15 protein-coding genes are annotated in these 18,375 nt (G+C 36.0%); 6 read left to right on the top strand and 9 right to left on the bottom strand.

Annotated features, from left to right (window positions below; genetic code table 11):
• Positions 1-7 precede the first annotated feature (7 nt).
• The gene (locus BUA71_RS11235; protein WP_072879782.1) at positions 8-946 is read right to left on the bottom strand and encodes a cation diffusion facilitator family transporter; all 939 of its coding nucleotides are present in this window, start codon (positions 944-946) and stop codon (positions 8-10) included.
• A 269-nt stretch (positions 947-1,215) separates the two neighbouring features.
• Here BUA71_RS11235 and BUA71_RS11230 point away from each other — a divergent pair, with 269 nt between their 5' ends.
• Positions 1,216-1,734, top strand: a complete 519-nt coding sequence (locus BUA71_RS11230; protein ID WP_072879780.1) for a DUF4251 domain-containing protein — start codon at positions 1,216-1,218, stop codon at positions 1,732-1,734.
• A gap of 148 nt (positions 1,735-1,882) precedes the next feature.
• On the opposite strand, the gene BUA71_RS11225 is transcribed toward BUA71_RS11230, so the two are convergent.
• On the bottom strand, positions 1,883-2,407 hold the full coding sequence (locus tag BUA71_RS11225; protein ID WP_072879778.1) for a DUF1697 domain-containing protein: 525 nt from the start codon (positions 2,405-2,407) through the stop codon (positions 1,883-1,885).
• A gap of 109 nt (positions 2,408-2,516) precedes the next feature.
• Positions 2,517-2,678 (bottom strand): lmo0937 family membrane protein, encoded by a 162-nt coding sequence (locus BUA71_RS17495; protein WP_139277092.1) that lies wholly within the window; start codon positions 2,676-2,678, stop codon positions 2,517-2,519.
• A 356-nt stretch (positions 2,679-3,034) separates the two neighbouring features.
• Between BUA71_RS17495 and BUA71_RS11220 the strand changes: the two genes are divergently transcribed.
• Positions 3,035-4,246 (top strand): MFS transporter, encoded by a 1,212-nt coding sequence (locus tag BUA71_RS11220; protein WP_072879776.1) that lies wholly within the window; start codon positions 3,035-3,037, stop codon positions 4,244-4,246.
• 210 nt (positions 4,247-4,456) lie between these two features.
• Here BUA71_RS11220 and BUA71_RS11215 read toward each other — a convergent pair whose 3' ends face one another.
• Together BUA71_RS11215 and BUA71_RS11210 are read right to left on the bottom strand one after the other, a co-directional pair.
• Complete coding sequence (locus BUA71_RS11215) at positions 4,457-4,978, bottom strand: DUF6155 family protein (protein ID WP_072879774.1); 522 nt, start codon at positions 4,976-4,978, stop codon at positions 4,457-4,459.
• Positions 4,979-7,222: an FUSC family protein gene (locus BUA71_RS11210; protein ID WP_072879772.1), complete on the bottom strand. Its 2,244-nt coding sequence runs from the start codon at positions 7,220-7,222 to the stop codon at positions 4,979-4,981.
• Positions 7,223-7,911: 689 nt separating this feature from the next.
• Between BUA71_RS11210 and BUA71_RS11205 the strand changes: the two genes are divergently transcribed.
• Positions 7,912-8,907: an NADP-dependent oxidoreductase gene (locus tag BUA71_RS11205; protein WP_072879770.1), complete on the top strand. Its 996-nt coding sequence runs from the start codon at positions 7,912-7,914 to the stop codon at positions 8,905-8,907.
• 569 nt (positions 8,908-9,476) lie between these two features.
• On the opposite strand, the gene BUA71_RS11200 is transcribed toward BUA71_RS11205, so the two are convergent.
• Together BUA71_RS11200 and BUA71_RS11195 are read right to left on the bottom strand one after the other, a co-directional pair.
• The gene (locus tag BUA71_RS11200; protein ID WP_072879768.1) at positions 9,477-10,538 is read right to left on the bottom strand and encodes an ArsO family NAD(P)H-dependent flavin-containing monooxygenase; all 1,062 of its coding nucleotides are present in this window, start codon (positions 10,536-10,538) and stop codon (positions 9,477-9,479) included.
• 204 nt (positions 10,539-10,742) lie between these two features.
• A complete protein-coding gene (locus tag BUA71_RS11195; RefSeq protein WP_175545953.1) occupies positions 10,743-11,453 on the bottom strand; it encodes an SDR family oxidoreductase in 711 nt (236 codons plus the stop codon).
• Positions 11,454-11,625: 172 nt separating this feature from the next.
• Between BUA71_RS11195 and BUA71_RS11190 the strand changes: the two genes are divergently transcribed.
• Together BUA71_RS11190 and BUA71_RS11185 are read left to right on the top strand one after the other, a co-directional pair.
• Complete coding sequence (locus BUA71_RS11190; protein WP_072879766.1) at positions 11,626-12,000, top strand: hypothetical protein; 375 nt, start codon at positions 11,626-11,628, stop codon at positions 11,998-12,000.
• A 149-nt stretch (positions 12,001-12,149) separates the two neighbouring features.
• On the top strand, positions 12,150-12,770 hold the full coding sequence (locus BUA71_RS11185) for a YqaA family protein (protein ID WP_072879764.1): 621 nt from the start codon (positions 12,150-12,152) through the stop codon (positions 12,768-12,770).
• 127 nt (positions 12,771-12,897) lie between these two features.
• Here BUA71_RS11185 and priA read toward each other — a convergent pair whose 3' ends face one another.
• Positions 12,898-15,351, bottom strand: coding sequence for a replication restart helicase PriA (priA, locus tag BUA71_RS11180; protein WP_072879762.1), 2,454 nt, complete (start codon positions 15,349-15,351; stop codon positions 12,898-12,900).
• Between the two features lie 204 nt (positions 15,352-15,555).
• Positions 15,556-17,070 (bottom strand): DEAD/DEAH box helicase, encoded by a 1,515-nt coding sequence (locus tag BUA71_RS11175; protein WP_072879760.1) that lies wholly within the window; start codon positions 17,068-17,070, stop codon positions 15,556-15,558.
• A 377-nt stretch (positions 17,071-17,447) separates the two neighbouring features.
• On the opposite strand from BUA71_RS11175, the gene ric reads away from it, so the two are divergent.
• Complete coding sequence (ric, locus tag BUA71_RS11170; protein ID WP_072879758.1) at positions 17,448-18,176, top strand: iron-sulfur cluster repair di-iron protein; 729 nt, start codon at positions 17,448-17,450, stop codon at positions 18,174-18,176.
• The last annotated feature ends 199 nt before the right edge of the window (positions 18,177-18,375 follow it).

The raw sequence follows: 18,375 nt of genomic DNA, 5'->3' as shown, positions 1-18,375 counted from the left end.
TAGAAATCTAGGAATTGGTATTTCCAAAATTATTCCCTGGTAGTTTATTAGTGGTTTGGAGATAAACCTGATTTATATGCGGTTCTTTATTTTTAATTTCCAGCCTTAGGCTGTCCATTGTCTTTTCAGCGGCTTCTAAAGAAAGACCATCAATCATATCAATTTCTACCACTAATAAAATTTTATCGGGACCAAAGTGCATAGTTTGCGGTAGCGACCAGTCTTTAATATTAATGTTTTTCCGTAGTATTTTTTCAACTTTATCAATCACTTTAGGACTGGCGCTTTCTCCCAGGAGCAATTCTTTACTTTCCCGGGCCAAAAACGTTGCAACCGTTAGTAGGATGGCACCAATAACAATAGATGCAGCGCCATCCAGGTAAGGATTATTGAGTTGTTGTGATAAGAATACCCCAAGAAGCGCTACGAGAAGTCCGGCCAATGCTGCAGTATCTTCAATAATTACGGCAAAAGTTGCAGCATCTTTACTTTTAATGATACTGCTAATAAGGTTTGTTTTCTTTGCACGGGATTTATTAAAAGTTTTAAGCGAAATCGCCAGTGCTATGCTTTCAAAAACAATCGCAGCCCCAAGTACGGCATAGTTCCAGGTAGGATCTTCCATGACCTCTGGATTTTGCAGAGCGTGAATTCCTTCGTATATGGCAAATCCACCACCCAGGGCAAAAATGAGCATACTCACCACAAAACTCCAAAAATAAATTTCTTTTCCATATCCAAAAGGATGTAATTTATCTGGATTTTGCTTAGATCTTTTTAAGCCAAGGAGTAGGAGCAGGCCATTACCGGTATCGACCAGGGAATGAATGCCTTCTGCGAGCATTGCCGAGCTCCCCGTAAAAAAAGAAGCAATAAATTTGCTGGTTGCGATTAAAATATTAGCGCCTACAGCGCCATAAATTGCGAGTTTAGAACCACCGGCCATATAGTCTAGTTTTAATTAGATTCGAAAATTACAATTTTTAAGCAAACATTTAAAATGTATTTAAGAAACTAAACACTGCTAAAAAACTCAGAAAATCTTCCAAAATAATCGCGATTTAAAAATGCTACGACTTGTATTGGGCCAGGCTTTAATTGGAATTAGTGTGTTTTACTTTTCGCTGCAGGCTCAAGTCTATAAATTAGAGAGAGATCTTTGCGCAATTTTGCTTAAATTTATACAGGGACAGGGAACAGCTTAAAGCATTTATTATGAAAAAAATAAAGTCTGGCATAATAACTATTTTTATAGTTTTGATACTAATTTTTTTAGGATGCGGTAGTGCGCAAGATTCTGCTGAAAAAATTGCAGAACGTGAAAGGACTGCTGAATTAATTTCTAGTGGAGAATTTGAAATAAACAATACCTGGGCTTTACCCATGAGCGGCGGACAGGTGAATTTAATTGGGAATACAAATTATATTAGATTCAAAACAGATAGCGTAGAATTATTTTTGCCATATTTTGGAGTTCGGTATTCTGGTGGCGGCTATAATGCTGAAGGCGGAATAGCTTATAAAGGATCGGCTAAAAATTTTGAAAGCTACAGAGACGAAGATAAAGATCGCCAGGTAATCAAATTTGAAGCAAAAAAAGGAACAGAAAACTTCACTTTTCGCATCAACGTTTTCTCCAATGGTAAAACCAGCACGAATGTAAATACTACCCAACGTTCAAATATTTCTTATCGGGGAGAAATAAAAGCATTGGAATCAAAAGAGAAGGATTAATTATAGGGAGTATAGTTTTGAAATAGATTCCTGTATTCGCAAACACTCTATTTTACATAATATAAATTATAGTGCAAATGTAAATATTAAAGATTTACATTAGAAGATTTGATGCATTTAGATTTTTGTTCATAAGCTTTCTTAGCTTTTACTCAACTAATTTTAAAATAGTTTTCCAATTCCTGGTAGTTGCACCTACTTTCAGTTTTTTCTCAAAAAAATTATTGGTCAATTTAGATTGGTGGTATTTACCTTCACAGAAAACGAAAACATCTTTTTCGTCAATTATAAATTTGTCAGGTTCATAATTATAGGTTTCGGTAAATTGTTTATTTTCTTTGCCCGGTTCTTTTTTTAGAAAGGTCAAATGTAAGTTCTTGATATCTGCATTTGGTTTATAGAATGGATTCCGACCAATTGATTCTATTAATTCTTTTGAAGTCCTAACAATTACCGGAACATCGAAACCAAATTTATCTTTAATAGCGCTTTCTATTTTGTTCTCCAATTCCTTATTTTCAGCATTGGCTTTAAAAATTACATTACCACTTTGAATGTAAGTTTTAATATCTGTAAAGCCTAAATCCTGAAACATTTGTTTCAAATCTGCCATCAGGATCTTTCTTTTTCCTCCTACGTTTATTCCTCTTAAAATTGCGATTTTGTTATTCATTTTATTGAGGAAAAGTTTTTATAAAAAGCACAATTCTCAGCTATCTAAAATTTAGTCTTTTTTCTTATTTCTGGCAGCAAAGCGATATTGTTTCTTTAATAAACAAAAATCACCTTCTCCCTGCAATGATATTATAAAGCACTATGATTATGGCCAAAACAATAAGAATATGAATAAGATTACCGGTGCCAATACCAGAAATAAATCCCAAAATACCCAATAACCAAAGAATGATGCAAATAACGGCTACAAGCCAAAGAAGACCTCTCATAATTAGATTTTTTTGATTAGTAAAACGAATTTAAATTAATTCCCACATTTAAAAGTAATTTTCCTGTTAAAAAACGCTTATGTTATGCCTGGCGTTTAATAATGTTCTAAGCACTTTTTATATTGAAAAACCGATTTTAAATTTCAAACTTTTCAACTTGCCCGTGGTAACACGAAATATTTATAGGGAATTTATTTTTTCTCCTTTAAAGTTAGACCTCACAGGTCTCGGAGACCTGTGAGGTCTTCCGCAAGATATTATCCAAAATCAACCTTAACTACACATTCAACAAAATCTCCATAATATTCTAATGTAACCCCCTTAACTTTGCAACGCTTAAATTTTAAACTATTATTTTGAAAGAATACTACTATTTTTTACGTGGCAATTTTAAGAAAGTTAGTTTTGGATGGTTACTCACGTTTCTATCCAGTTTCGGACAAACTTTTCTTATTTCTCTATATGTGCCAGAAATTGTAAAAGCCTTTGCTATATCTGAAGGCACTTTTGGAGCAATTTACGCCGCCTGTACCGTTAGTGCTTCCATAATTATGCTCACGGTTGGACATACCGTAGATCATAAACCGGTAAAAAAAGTAACCGCTTTTACCGTAATTAGTTTAGGCCTATCTAGTATTTTGCTGGGGTTTTCCTACCATCTCGCCGTACTTTTTGTCGCCCTGGTGGGATTGCGATTATGCGGACAGGGCTTGATGAGCCACATTAGTATGACCATTATTTCAAAATATTTTGATAAAAACCGCGGAAAAGCCCTGAGTATTTCTTCTTTAGGTTATTCTATGGGAGAAGCAATTTTTCCCATTATCATTACTTCTATTATTGCTTTTTTCGATTGGAGAATTGCTGCGATCATCAGTGGGGTTGCCCTCCTACTCTACTTAATTCGGTTAAAGTTCACCGATTTAATAGATTTTGATAAACAACTTTCCCCGGAAGGCAAACCTTCTACCTGGTCGCTTATTAAAGATTATAAAAGCGTGGTTTTAGATAAACGTTTTGGGATTATGATGCCGGCCAGTTTTATCTTGAGTTTCACCAATACTGCTATCTTTTTCTATCAATATGTTTTTGTGGAAGACAAAGGCTGGTCGGCGCAACTTTATGCGACTTTTTTTACGGTTTATGCCATTGCCCGTTTCTGCTTTTCGCTGTTTGGCGGTACCTGGGTTGACAAATTTACTGCAAAAAAGATGTCTAGGATATACCTAATCCCAATGTCTCTGGGCCTAATTCCTTTCGCGTTAATGGATAGTATTATTGGTGCACTTTTATTCCTAATTACCGCTGGAATTACCACCGGAATGTCTGGCACAGTAAAAACTTCCTTAATTGCTGAAATTTATGGTACCGAAAAAATGGGTGCTATTCGTAGTGTTTTCACCATGTTTATGGTAATTAGTACTGCTTTAGGACCTTTACTGGTTGGTTTTTTAATAGATAATGATGTAGATTTTAGTACGATTATTCTCCTTCTCTGCGCAACAATGATCCTGGTGGTTCTAAACTCCCAGCGTATTAAAAATGTAACGAAGAGAATTTCGGTTTAATTAGACGATAAAACAAAAACAAGCTTTCTTTGGATGGTATAGCGTTGCAATGACAGTACGGTTGTCCTTCAGAGTGGAGCTTGCGGAACGAAGAATCTTTCATAAGCCTCACTTGGGAGATTCCTCTTCCGTGCTCGGGACGGAATGACAGTTCATCAAAAGACATAACTCAATTAAACTAGAGTTAATTTTAAACCTTGCAAAAGAAAATTAAGGTATTTCCTGAAACTGCATAGCAACTTTTTCAAAACGATAATTGTTTGGCCAATCCTGTGCTTCAGCGGTATCGGCAATTTTGAGTAGGCGGGATTTAAATTCAGTAATAATTCCCATTTTGGTCATATATGTTACCGCTTCCTCGTAAGACTTGAACATGCTTTTACAAAAAGCCTCCTTGATGTTGCTTTTTTCTTCTGCATATGTCTGTGCAATCTCAATATTAAAAAGCATTAAATCTGCCGTGAGGTGCGGCTCTACCTCCAGCTGTTTAAAATGTTTTATCTCTTTGTGTGCAATAGATCTACGGGTTTTTGCCTTGCGTTTGGTATCGGGAAAATATTCCTTGGAAATCTTCAGCTTTGCTTTTCGCAATAATTCTTCTTCTCGCGGATTAAACACAAAATCATAAAAAACTTTTACCGGTTTAAAACGTTGATAAAGATCTAAAACCTGCGCTTCTAGTTCATCCTTACTCAAATCGTTTAGATACTTTTTAAGCTGGCTTTTACTCATCTATTTGAATTTTGTTTGCGAACTGCATTTTTTAAGGTTTTCTGAAATCTCCAACAACCATTGTAATTGGCTACTTATCAATTGTGCTTCCTGTAATCTTACTTGTACTTTATTATCTGTATTTTTCGGGGATTCTTTTAACTGCTGTTCTCGTTTTGCCAATAACAGCTTATAATGCTTGAGTAAAGAAGATGCTGCTTTTTGTGTATGTTCTTTATCAACAGGTTTGAAGCTGGGATTATCTTCCAATCCATTACGGGCATTTTTAAGATTGGTACAAATGTGCTGTACGAAAGTATTAAAACTTTCTGAAGCCGCGGTGGTTTCATGATTTCTAATAAAGGTCCCGAGGGAGGCGAGCGCCGATAAAAATGTTTGATTTAAGCCTACTAATTTATAAATGGGATCGAGATCTTTTTGTTTCAGCTTCGGCTCCTGGGTCATTCTTTGAAAAGAAGCGCTAAGATTACCCATTTCTAAAAAAGCCTTCTTTCTGGAAAGTTTATACGAGGTGGGGAGCCTGCCTTTATCGCGGTAAAAAGAATCAATCTCCTTTAAATATTTAATATTAGCATTAATACTCGCAGTTATCACGCTTTTAATGTTCTGAACTTCCCAGGTAGGCCATAAAATGATATTTCCCAGTGCTGCCAAACCGGCACCCAGTAAAGTATCTACTACCCTAAATTGAATCACATTAAAAACATTTGGCTGTAAAAGAGAGTATATAAAAACAATACTCAAAGTAATAAAAACGGCTGCGGTACGATAGTTTCGCTGAATAAGAGAAAACGCCAGGGTTAATGAAAAAAGTCCCAAAATAGCGTAAATTACAGGATTTTTTATAACTGTAACGAGCCCAATAGCGATAACTGCTCCTATAAGTGTACCAATAATTCGTTGTTTAGACCTGTCCTTAGTAAGTCCATAATTGGGGCGCATAATCACAACTATGGTAAGGATTATCCAGTATGCATTATCGAAAGAAAAATATAAGCCAACGCTAAAGCCAACTAAAACGACAATTGCCAGTCTAAGAGAATGCCTAAAAATGGGAGAACCAAAATTGAAATTCTCCAAAAGCGTGTCCGGACTATAGTCTTGCGGAGTGATAAATTGCGAGGCCTCTTTATTCTTCATCAACCTGGTTTTTTGCGTTTCCAGATTATGTAAAATTCGTACAATGGTATTTATTTTTTGTCCTTGTTTTTCTAAGTAGTCAAATAGATTCTGAAGCAAAAAAGCTTTTTCGGTATTTTCTGAAGCGATTAAATTCTGTACAGCTTTAAAATCTTCTTCTACAGATTTTAAATAGTAGCTAATATCCTTAACAGAAGCTTTCTTTTTCTTCTCTATAATGATTGAAATCTCATCTAGTTGATAAGCAATTTTTTTTATCAGTTTCTTAAAATGCTCTAGCAAATCCTGATCCTCTTGCAGCACTTCATCCATTTTTTTATAATCTACAGGATTGGCCATTGCCAGTTCCAAAACATCTACCAGTTCAATAAAGATCAATAATCTTTTACGTGCATAATTTGAATTTCCCGAGGCTCTTCTATTGGAAATAATAAGGTTTCTTAAAGCTTCATGCTTGTCACTGAGATCTGATTGCAATAAAAATAACTCCCTTTGAAGCGCTTCCCTATTATTCGTCTGTGTAAGAAGATGCGCCCTTGTTTTAAGGTATTTAGCGGTTAATTCCAGGCATTCAGCAAGTTGTTTTTCGGTGTGGTGTTTGGGGTGAATAAAACCCCACAAATTACTTAAAGTTAAATACCAAAGTCCACCTGCAACAATTAAAAGTCCGCGTTCCCAGGGCACTATTAACGTAGAAACATTTGCAAAACTCAAAACGATAGCAAAAAGTCCTGAAAAAGCAATAAGGGAAGCCCTAAAACCATAGACTGCAAAATAGGCAATTCCAAACATAAGAATTCCAATGAGCGGCAAAACCAGCCAAAGATAGGGCGCCGCATACCCTATAATCACAGAAACTGTTCCAGCCAACAGAGCGGCAAGTACCACACCCGCGTTTCGATGCCTAAAATTCCCGGGGATATCACTGGGAGAGCTTAGCAATACCCCCATAGCCAGGGTAACTCCTATCTCTAAATGACCTAATTGCTGAAAAATCCCTACTGCCGAAGCTATAGCTGCGGTAAGTACCATGGCTTTGGAGAAATCTGTACTCCTTAAATATTTAAGAAAATCCTCCCAATAAGTGGTAATTTTATTAGACAATGCTGTTGCGTTTTTATTTTGCCAAAGTTACGGTGTAATATAGAGTTTATCCTAAAGCTTAAAAAAATGATAACATTTAAAAAAGTCATTATTTATAATCATTGATGTCCGATAAAAATATAACTAATTAGCAGGTTCTCTTTTATAGCAAAGCCCAAAAGCGATTTCATAATTATCCACCTTGCTATTAGGAATCTTTACGAAAAAGAGTTAATTGAAGAATATCACTTATGAAAAAAGTTGGATTCTCAGTTAGTTAGAGTTTAGTCTTTTCTCTTTTTTCTTGCAGCGAAGCGATCTTGTTTCTTTACCGGACAATAGTGATTTATAATAATGGATTAAATTATTGGGAACCATAGCAAATACTGTTATGATTTTCTTCGTTACCCTGCTCTAAAAGGGAGCGAAATCCAATTAAATAAACCATTTTAGAATATGTGCCATCGGGAGGAACTGGGTCCAGACTTATTCAGCTTTAATTTCTGAAATTTTTCATTGCCGAATTTTATCTTCTTACTTTCTGAAAACCGAGACTGTCAACTTTCTTCTTTGTTCTATTCTCTATGTTCTATGTTCTATTCTCCTTTTTTCATTATAACAAGCTCATTTTTAAGTTTAAATTAATAATTAAGAATTGGAAGGTGTCGTAGTTAATCTTAATTTGAGCAGTCAAATAAAAGTTAAAAATAATGAATAAAACGATATTATTAAAAAACCGACCAGAAGGAAAGCCATCACTTTCTGACTTTGAAATTAAGGAAGTTGAAAAACCAACTCCCGGGGATGGTGAAATTTTACTCGAAGCTAAATATATTTCTGTACATCCTTATCTACGTGGCAGAATGCGGGATGAGGAATCATATATCCCGCCATTTGAATTAAATGAGCCGGTAGAATCTATGTTAATTGCTGAAATAATTGAAAGCAATAATAAGAATTTTGCCAAAGGGGATTTAGTAAATGGCATGCTTAAATGGCAACATTTTCAAACAGCCAACGGCAACGGATTAAATAAAATTGACACAGATTTGGCAAAGCCGAGTGCATACCTTAGTGTCCTTGGCTTGACCGGCCTAACAGCTTACCTTGCCTTGAAAAATATTGGAAAACCAGAAAAAGACGAAACCTTGGTAGTTTCTGGAGCAGCTGGTGCCGTGGGGAGTGTTGCAGGACAAATTGGAAAAATTAAAGGTTGTAAAGTAGTTGGTATCGCCGGAAGCGACGAGAAAATAAAGCATATTAAGGATGAGTTTGGTTTTGATGAGGGCATCAATTATAAAACTACAGATAATATGCAGGAAGCCCTGGCTAAAGCCTGTCCCGATGGGATAGACGTTTATTACGATAATGTAGGCGGAGAAACTCTAGATGCGGTTATGAAGAATATCAATCAATTTGCTCGCATAATTAATTGCGGGGCTATTTCTACTTATAATGATAAAGAAGAACCCACAGGCCCGCGTGTAGAAGGTATTTTAATTAAAAAAAGTGCTTTAATGCAGGGGTTTTTGGTGAGAAATCACGCCAAAGAATTTGGCCCGGCCATAAATAAACTTGCCACTTGGTTAAATGAGGATAAGTTGAAATATGAAGAAACTATTGTAAAAGGTTTTGATGAAACGCCACAAGCCTTTTTAGATCTTTTCGAAGGTAAAAACACCGGTAAAATGGTGGTGGAAGTTTAAAACCTTGCAGAGATGTTGATGGCAATTGGTGTGCTTTGCTATCGAAAAGAATGATTAGACCTCACAATACTTAAGAATTATTAGTACTGTGGGGTCTTTTTTTATAGGCCTTTGACAAATAATTTTAATCAATTAGTAAAATATGGTTAATATTAATTATACCGTCCGGCTTACCATTCGAAACCTTTAGTAACTTGTCACTCTTTTATAATATGAAGCGCTTCGACAGGCTATTAGCAAAACATATGAGCGAAACTTTAACGTCCGACTAAGCTTGTCGAAGTCCTGGTTTTTTAATCTCCCAGAGTGTTAAGCTTTTCAACTTGTTAAGAGTGATTGGATTAAACTAGAAATAAATTTTGGGTTAATTGAGCGCTTAGACAGCCTTAGCGTGACCTATGGGTGAAACTTTCACGTCTGAATGAGCTTGTTGAAGCCTTTAAAGTACTTTTTTGCTGAAGCAAATTGTCACTTCTAATTTAATTAATTTTGGAAATTCATTAATAGTGATCGAGTTGCACTTAGAAAGCCTTTAAACAACTGCGAAAAATTAAAATTGGATTAATATATCAGCTTTCAGTGTATTGAACAATTTCCTTTACAGTGGCCCGGGCGCTGCGGCCTACACCAATCAAGGTAGCCGATGCAAATCCCGTCCAACCTCCATAACCTACTAACCAAAGTCCGGGGGAATTCACGGCTCGCGTACCTTCAGTTTTAATTTTTCCGTTTTTATCAATTTTGGCGATATTTTTTAAGTAACCCGTAGCCGCTTTAAAGCCTGTGCACCAAATAATGGCGTCGAAGTTTTTAACAGCTTCATTGTGAAATATTACCGCATCTTCAGTTAAGCCTTTTATGTTACCATAGGATTGCAGCACTCCCCTCTTCCGCGCCTCCTTTACAGCAGGTACCATAACGATACTTTTAAGGTTGTAGTTCTTTGGTGTAAAGGAACGACCTTCTTTTTTAGCTTTATATTTCGCCGTGGCAACATCAAAAAGTACCCTGCCATCTACACCGTCTGGCAAATACTGTGGTTCTTCTAAGGTGGCCCAGGTGGTTTTGGCTACTTTAGAAACTTCAGCTAAAATTTGTGCGCCAGAATTTCCCTCGCCTACCACCAAAACCTTTTTATCTTTAAAAATTTCAGGATTTTTATAATGAGCAGAATGAACCTGTATTCCTTTAAATTTATCTCTTCCTTTAATCTGTGGGATCCATGGCGTTTTCCAGGTACCGGTTGCCGAAATTATTGTTTTAGCTGAAATTTTTCCGCTGGAAGAATCAATTTTAAAAACTTCTTTGTTTCTAGCAATACTATTTACTGTTACGGGACGTTTTACGGGGAAATCATACCTTTTCTCATATTCACATAAATAATTAATTACATGATCTTTTGGAGGAAAGCCATCTTTATGTTTTGGCATGGGCCATCCGGGAAGTGAAGAATGTTCTGCCGGGGAAAATAATCTTAAAGAATCCCAGGTTTTTAGCCACGCTCCACCACATTTTTTCTGTTCATCGAGAATTATAAAATCTAAAGTGGTACGTCTTAAATGATAGGCACAGGCAAGTGAGCTTTGGCCGCCGCCAATAATTACAGCATCATAAATTTTAGAATCTACCACTTAGATTATTTTTTTAAGTTATTGATATGTAGTTGAGTATAGTGTATCACTTAAATAATTAATTGATTTTTATTTCTAGTTTGTATAGCTTTATTTCTGGATTATTTCAACCACGCGTTATCCCTAATAATTATTGAGTCAGCCAATAAAAAAAGGCTTTACCGTCTTTTGCGATAAAACCTTTTTTTAGTCTTTTTTCCTAATTTATTTTTTAGGTGGTTGCGATGGTCTTACTTCAATTTTACTTGGTAAGGTACGTTTATTCATTTTTAATAAATCTACCACTAGTTCCCCAACATCTTCTGGCTGAATTTTCCAGGCATCTTTTTCTCCAGGGGTATTATTATTAAAATGCGTAGCGACAGATCCCGGCATAATCGTACTAACACTAATTCCTTTTTGTCTTAGATCTAACATTACTGCCTGGGTAAAGCCGGTAACACCAAATTTGCTGGCGTTATAAGCAGATCCTCCTGCAAAGAAATTAGTACCGGCAAGACTGGAAATAGTAATAAGATAGCCTTTTGATTTTTCTAGTGCATCTAAACTCGCTTTGGCACTATAGAACACGCCGCTTAGGTTAGTATCAATGGTTTCCTGCCACTGTTCTGGGGTTAGCTCCTCAATTGGTGCATAGTGACCAATACCGGCATTGGCAACCATCACATCAATTTGTCCAAATTTATCAATGGCTGCTTGTACTGCTTTCTGCTGACTTTCATAATTACGAACATCGGCTTCCAGGCCCAGTGCATCAGAGAAACCTAATTCTTTAGCAGCTTTTTCGGCATTGTCTTTAGATCTACTGGTTATCGCTACTTTCATTCCCAAATCTAATAATGCCTGGGCTACACCATAACCAATACCTTTACTTCCACCCGTTATAAATGCAACTTTTCCTTTTATTGAACTCATATCTTTATTTTTTAGTTTGCTTAAAACTAATAAACAATGCCTGTATGCTGAAATCTTCCGAATTAATAGTTTGTTAATTTATTGTTTTAATTTCTGTGTTAAAATGTTTTATAAAAGTTCGAAAGAAGTACCTTTGCAAAAAATATAGTTTAACCTGATTAACTTTAGTCCATTGAATAATATAAAAGCACAAAAATTACTTAATAAAATTCAGCGTGATTTAATGCGCAACGGAATCATTATCAACACCCTGGTAGATGATCTAAAAGAATTAAGAAAGATTATTGTTGAAGAAGGAAATCCACTACTGGCTAAAGTAATTAGGTTAAGTTTTGAACATATTGAAACTTACGAATCTTTTAATATTGCTATCCCAGAAGACGATCCTGTAGAAGAAGGAGAAGATGCGCCGCTCCAGGAAGAAACAACAGGACAGGAAAGTCTTGATTATTTACTTTCCTTAATGGCCGATTCTTCTAATAAAGTAAATGAAATTGAATTACGGGAATACGTAAGTGCATTTAACGAATATGCTGAAGATAATTAAGGCAAATTTCGGCTTGATTTTTGAAAGTTTAAAGCAAAGAAATACTACGTAAATTATAAAGCCCAGCCTGGATACATTTTGTATAAATTTTGTTTTTAGGCGGGCTTCCACACTCTCGATTATCGAGTAAATTGCTAAAGGAGAAAGTAATGAAGAAAGATGCGAAATCTAAGAAAAAGAAGTCGCGAATACGTTTACTACACCAATATTATAGCTATACCGGGTTTTATAAATTTGTTTGGAAAAGTATAAAAAAAGCTATTTTACCAATTGTGCTTTTTGTTGGTGCTTTACTGGCTATAGATAGGTTTGTTCTCGATATAGAACAAATGTTGGTAACCGTTACTGAAACCTATTCCCCCCTGGGCATACTTGGAGTGTTTTTTGCTTCAGAATCTTTACTGGGCTTAATTCCTCCGGAGCTCTTTATTGCCTGGTCCGGAAAATCTGATAGTCCTATTCTTTATCTTTCCTTTTTAGCCCTGGCGTCTTATTTAGGCGGGGTAATCTCCTATTTTATAGGACGATGGATGACTAAAATACCGGCAGTGCACAACGCGATTGAAGTGAAAATGGCGCAGCATATTAAAAACACCAGGAAATGGGGTGGTTTTCTTATAATTGTAGGTGCTTTACTGCCTATTCCTTTTGCGATGACCAGTATTGCCGCCGGAATTATAAAATTTCCTTTCCCAAGTTATTTGATGTTTGGTTTGCTAAGGTTTGCCAGGTTTTATCTCTATGCCCTGGTAATTTTTGAAATGGTTTAGACGTTTTAAAAATTTAAGAATCTAACATGTGAAATGCACTGTTTTTAATTTAATTTCGAAAGAACTAAAACAAAAATCACCAATTTTATGCTATTATAAAATGTTGCAATATTCTTATTTTTAATGCTTAAACAGGATCTACATTAATCACTACTTTAACGCTTCTAAAAGCGCTTATTGCTCTAAAGCTTTCCATAATCCTACTTATAGCCAATTTTGTTTTACCCAAAGATTGTTGCTGCGGAATTTTAAGCAAGATGTTCTTATAATATTCATTTCTTATCCTGGCTACCGGTGGAAATTCTGGTCCCAGGACATACTCCTTAAAAACATTTTTCATAGCAATAGCTATCCAATCTGCTGCGTCATTGGTTTTAGAATAATCCCTGCATTTTAAGGTTAAACGTATTAAGCGATAAAAAGGTGGATACTTATAATTATAACGCTCTTCTAATTGGTCTTTGTACATTCCCGCATAATCCCCGATTGAAACCTGTTGTACAATTTGATGATGCGGATTATAACTCTGAATTAAAACCTTACCGCGTTTCTTTGTTCGCCCTGCTCGCCCTGCTACCTGTAGCATAAGCTGAAAGCTACGCTCGTGTGCCCTAAAATCTGGAAAATTCAATAAATTATCGGCATTCATAATGCCTACCAGGTTTATTTTTCTAAAATCGAGCCCTTTGGTCAGCATTTGTGTACCGATAAGAATGTCGATTTCCTGTTGTTCAAAAGCGGTGATTAATTTTTCGTAAGCATATTTTCCGCGGGTGGTATCCTGGTCCATTCTCGCGGTTTTATACTCTGGAAAGATCGATTTTAATTCGGTTTCAATTTGCTCGGTACCAAAACCTTTGGTGGTAATTTCGGGGCTGTCGCAGGCCATACATTTTCTCTGCATCGCAATGTGATAACCGCAGTAGTGACAGCGCAACTGATTGTTATGACTGTGATAGGTTAAACTTACATCACAGTTAGGACATTGTGGCGAATGCCCGCAGGTATTGCATTCTAACACCGGGGAAAACCCTCTCCTATTCTGAAACAAAATCACCTGTTCCCCAAGCTTTAATGTTTCTTTGATCTCCTGGAGCATCCTATCGGAAAAATGCCCCTTCATCTCTTTCTTCTTGTATTTGGTTTTAAGATCAACAATCTCGATTTCCGGTTCTAACACATCGCCATACCTTCGGTTTAAATTCACCAGGGCATATTTATGATGTTCTGCATTAAAATAAGATTCTAAAGAGGGCGTAGCCGATCCTAAAATGGTTTTTGCCTTAAAGAGATTGGCCAAAACTATGGCCGCATCCCGGGCGTGATAACGCGGTGCAGGATCAAATTGTTTAAAAGAAGTTTCGTGCTCTTCATCTACAACAACAAGGCCCAAATTGGCAAACGGAAGAAATATGGAAGAGCGCGCCCCAACGATAATTCGCGCTTTTTCTGAATCTTCCAGAATATGCCGGTACACCTCCACCCTTTCGTTAATGGAATATTTACTGTGGTACACCAAAACTTTATCGCCAAAATAATTTCGAAGACGCTGAATTAATTGTGTGGTAAGCGCGATTTCCGGAAGTACATAAAGCGCTTGCTTGCCGCTATTGATAACTTCTTCAATCAGCTTAATATAGACCTCTGTTTTTCCGGAGGAAGTGATTCCGTGGAACAGGCAAACCTCCAGCTCTTTTAATCCTTCTTTTATTTCTGAAAATGCCTGTTGCTGAAGTTCGCTTAGCTTAATTCCTTTTTCTGAAGCTTCTCCCCCGTAAGAAAGTCGATCTGTTTTTTCCTGATATTCTATTAAAATTTCTTTCTTGACCAGGCTTTTAATAATCGCAGTAGCCACCCCCGATTTTTCGCTTAAATCTTTGATCTTTATCGGTTTTGGCTGTTTTGCTTTAAGTGTAAAATAACTTAGTAAAGCTTCCTTTTGTTTGGGTGCTTTCTCGAGCTCATCCAGAAGCTGATGCATAGTTGCCTCATTATCAAAATCAGGATTTAACTTTATAAAGGCTACTTTTTTAGGTTTGTATTGTTCGTAAATCTCCTGGTTTAAAACCACTAAATCTTTTTCCACCAAAGCATTGAGTATGGGCAGCACAGATTTTTTATCCAGGATTTTCATGACTTCCTGGATCTTGATGGAAGATTGTCTTTGCAAAGCTTCAATAACCAGGTATTCCTCATCCTTGAGATCGGCTTCTTCAATATTGGCCGATTTAATTAATTGCACCACACTTTCGCTTTCCAATAAGAAAGCTCCCGGAAGGGCGGCTTTAAGAACATCGCCTTCTGCGCACATATAATAAGATGCGATCCAGCTCCAAAAAGCCAATTGCTGGGTGGTGACTAACGGCTGTTTATCTAAGATTTGGTTTATAGGTTTCGCCTCGTAAACCTGTGGCGGAGTTTGGTGTATTTTTGCAACTATTGCTGTGTAAACTTTAGATTTTCCAAAGGGAACTGCCACACGCATTCCCGGCTGTAGGAATGACGCTTCTCCTTCATCTATAGCATAAGTAAACCTTTTTTGAAGTGGAAGCGGAAGAATAACATCTATAAAATGCGACATAAGCAAATTGTTGAAAATTGAAATATAGCAAAAATTCAACGCTAAATTGAACCTATTATTCTAAAAGAAAAAATTCCATTTCCTAGTGCTGCAACAGCTCATTACAACTGAAATAGCTCGCTTAAACTATGCGGAAATCCTTAATCTTTTCAGGCTATGAATTTCCGCTAATAAATTTACAATGTGATGTATATTAAAATCCGTTTAAAACTCCTTGTTTATTGCCATTCTTAACTTCCTGGAGTAATCTTCTTCCAACCAATCCCTATAGTTTTTGGTGCTCTTGCTAATGCAATAAGAATATTGTTTAATTCGGGAATTGATATCGTCTTTGAGCTCTTTTGCTAAAATTCTGGCATCAAATACATCTTCAGAATTCTCTACACACATTTTCACATGCTGTTCTAAAGACCATTCTAAAACAGCTTTAGACCTTAGGCCCTTTTTAATAACTTTATCGTAGGCTTTTTCTACATCAAAATCTACATCTTCAGTATTTGAGAACTTTTCCCGTAGTTCCGGGGGCATTACATACTTAAATTCCCGTTCAATTTCTTCGTCACTTAATAGGTTTTCAAAATAGAAATCGGGAGCCCTAAAAATTTGTTTCCAATCTACCGAAGCGCTCCATTCTCCAAACCGCACCAAATTATTCCCCAGGTCTATTACATTAAATTCAGATTTTCCCGGTAAAACCCTGGAGCCCCTACCAATCATTTGGAAGTAAAGCGTTAAAGATTTTGTAGCCCTATTCAGGATAATTGTATCTACCGTAGGTTCGTCAAATCCCGTTGTTAAGATACTTACCGAGGTAACCACCGCATCTGGCGTGTGTTTAAACCATTTTAAAATATCTTTTCGGTCCTGCTTACTGGTGGTGTTATCTAAATGTCGAATGGGAATTCCGGCATTTCTAAAAGTTTCGTAAACTTCTATAGAAGTATTGATCCCATTATTGAAAATTAAAGTCTTTTTTCCACGCGATCGCTCATAATAAGCATTCAGCAATTTTTCTTGCATGGAAATATTGGAATATAATTCTTCAGAAGATTTTACCGTATAGTCCCCGTTCATTCCAATTTTAAGGCTGGTTAAACCAACATTGTAGCTATAAGTATTGGCTTTTGCCAAAAAACCTTTTTCGATAAGTGAGCCAATAGAATCGCCCACAATAAGCTCCCTATAATTATCTTTCATAGGAAGTTTAATATTAGAACTAAGAGGCGTTGCGGTTACGCCGAGAATAAAGCATTTTTCAAAAAATTTAAACAATTTTCTAAATGAATTGTAGTGTGCTTCATCAATAATAACCAGTCCAATATCTTCTATTTCCAGTTTTTCATCGTGCAAGCGATTGTTTAAGGTTTCTACCATGGCCACAAAGCACATATAATCTTCCTGGTCTGGCAATTCTTTTACCTTAGAGTTTATAATTTTATTGCGTACTCCAAAACCATCCAGCATTTTTGAAGTTTGTTTACACAACTCAATTCTGTGAGTAAGGATAAGTACTTTTTTCTCTGTACGCTGAATATATTCCCGCACCATCTGTGAAAAAATTACTGTTTTTCCACCTCCGGTTGGGAGTTGATACAGCAAATTATAATGTTCGGGATGTTCTTCTATTACCTTGAATATCTTGTCAATATCCTTCTGCTGATAATCATAAAGTTCCTTATCAACCTTCTTTTTTTCTATTCCAAATGTTTCCACCGCCATATATTATTGTTCAAATCTGCAAGTTTGCAAAAATAGCTGATTTCTTAAGTTTAAAGAAACTTTTAAGGTAGAAATATCGTTTCTACTCTATTGAACTGCCAATTGAGAATTCTTTTTACCACTAAAAGCTATAACTAACAGTATTTTTTACTTTCAAAAGCATCGGTATATTGTTCGCATTTCCACCAAAACTGCTTACTGCCTACTGGGACTGTTTACTGTTTTCTTTATTTCTGATAAAAATGTCCGTTTTATGATTCAACTCATAATTAGAGTCTCGTTCATTTACAAAATTTGCATTGTTACTTTTAGTAAATACTGTTTTAGGAGCAATCTTAAAATAACTCATTATTCAAAAACAATTAAAAACTATAATCATGGAAATGCTACAAGACAAAACTGTTGCCAATCTCGTAACCGAAAATATAAAAACAGCTCACGTATTTAAAAAATACGGTATAGATTTTTGCTGTGGTGGCGGGGTTAGTATCGCTAAAGCCTGCGAGAAAGCAGGAGTAAATTACGCCGATTTGGAAAAAGACCTTATCGCTTCTAAGAATGAAAACACCAGGGCTGTAAATTACAATAGCTGGGAGTTAGATTTTCTTACTGATCATATTATAAATGTACATCATAAATATGTAGAAGAAAGCCTTCCATTAATTACGCAATATGCCGCTAAAGTGGCCAAGGTGCACGGTCACCACTATAGCGAGCTATTGGAGATTCAGCAATTATTTGCTTTGGTTGCTACAGAAATGGGTGGACACCAACGCAAGGAGGAATTAATTTTATTTCCATTTATCAAAAAACTAGTTCAAGCTGAAAAAGAAGGGACACCAGTTCCAGATGCTCATTTTGGCAGTGTAGATAATCCCATTAAAATGATGGAAGCTGAACACGAAGAAGTTGGAGACCTTTTAAAGAAAATATCCAAATTAAGTAGTAATTACACGCCACCAGAAGGAGCCTGCAATACTTACCGTGCATTTTATGCTAAATTAGATGAGTTTGAGCAGGATCTACACCATCATATTCATTTAGAAAATAATATTCTGTTTCCAAAGGTGTTAAAGCTGGAAAAAGAACTTAGAAACTCAAACTAATTAATACAACAAACGCTTTTAGAGGTTAACACCGTTTATTTTAAATGTCGCAAGATAATTGGAATCATTTTTATTCAGAAAAGCCAAGGGCTTTGAATAAAATTTGAATAATGAAGAAATTATTAGCGACATTTTTATTCTTAAGATTGTCGTGTAATTGTTTTAAACAAAGAGCATTAGATACCTCATTTGTCGCTTA

The sequence above is a fragment of the Salegentibacter echinorum genome (assembly GCF_900129445.1).
Classification (GTDB): Bacteria; Bacteroidota; Bacteroidia; order Flavobacteriales; family Flavobacteriaceae; genus Salegentibacter; species Salegentibacter echinorum.
This window is presented reverse-complemented; position numbering and strand designations above follow the sequence as displayed.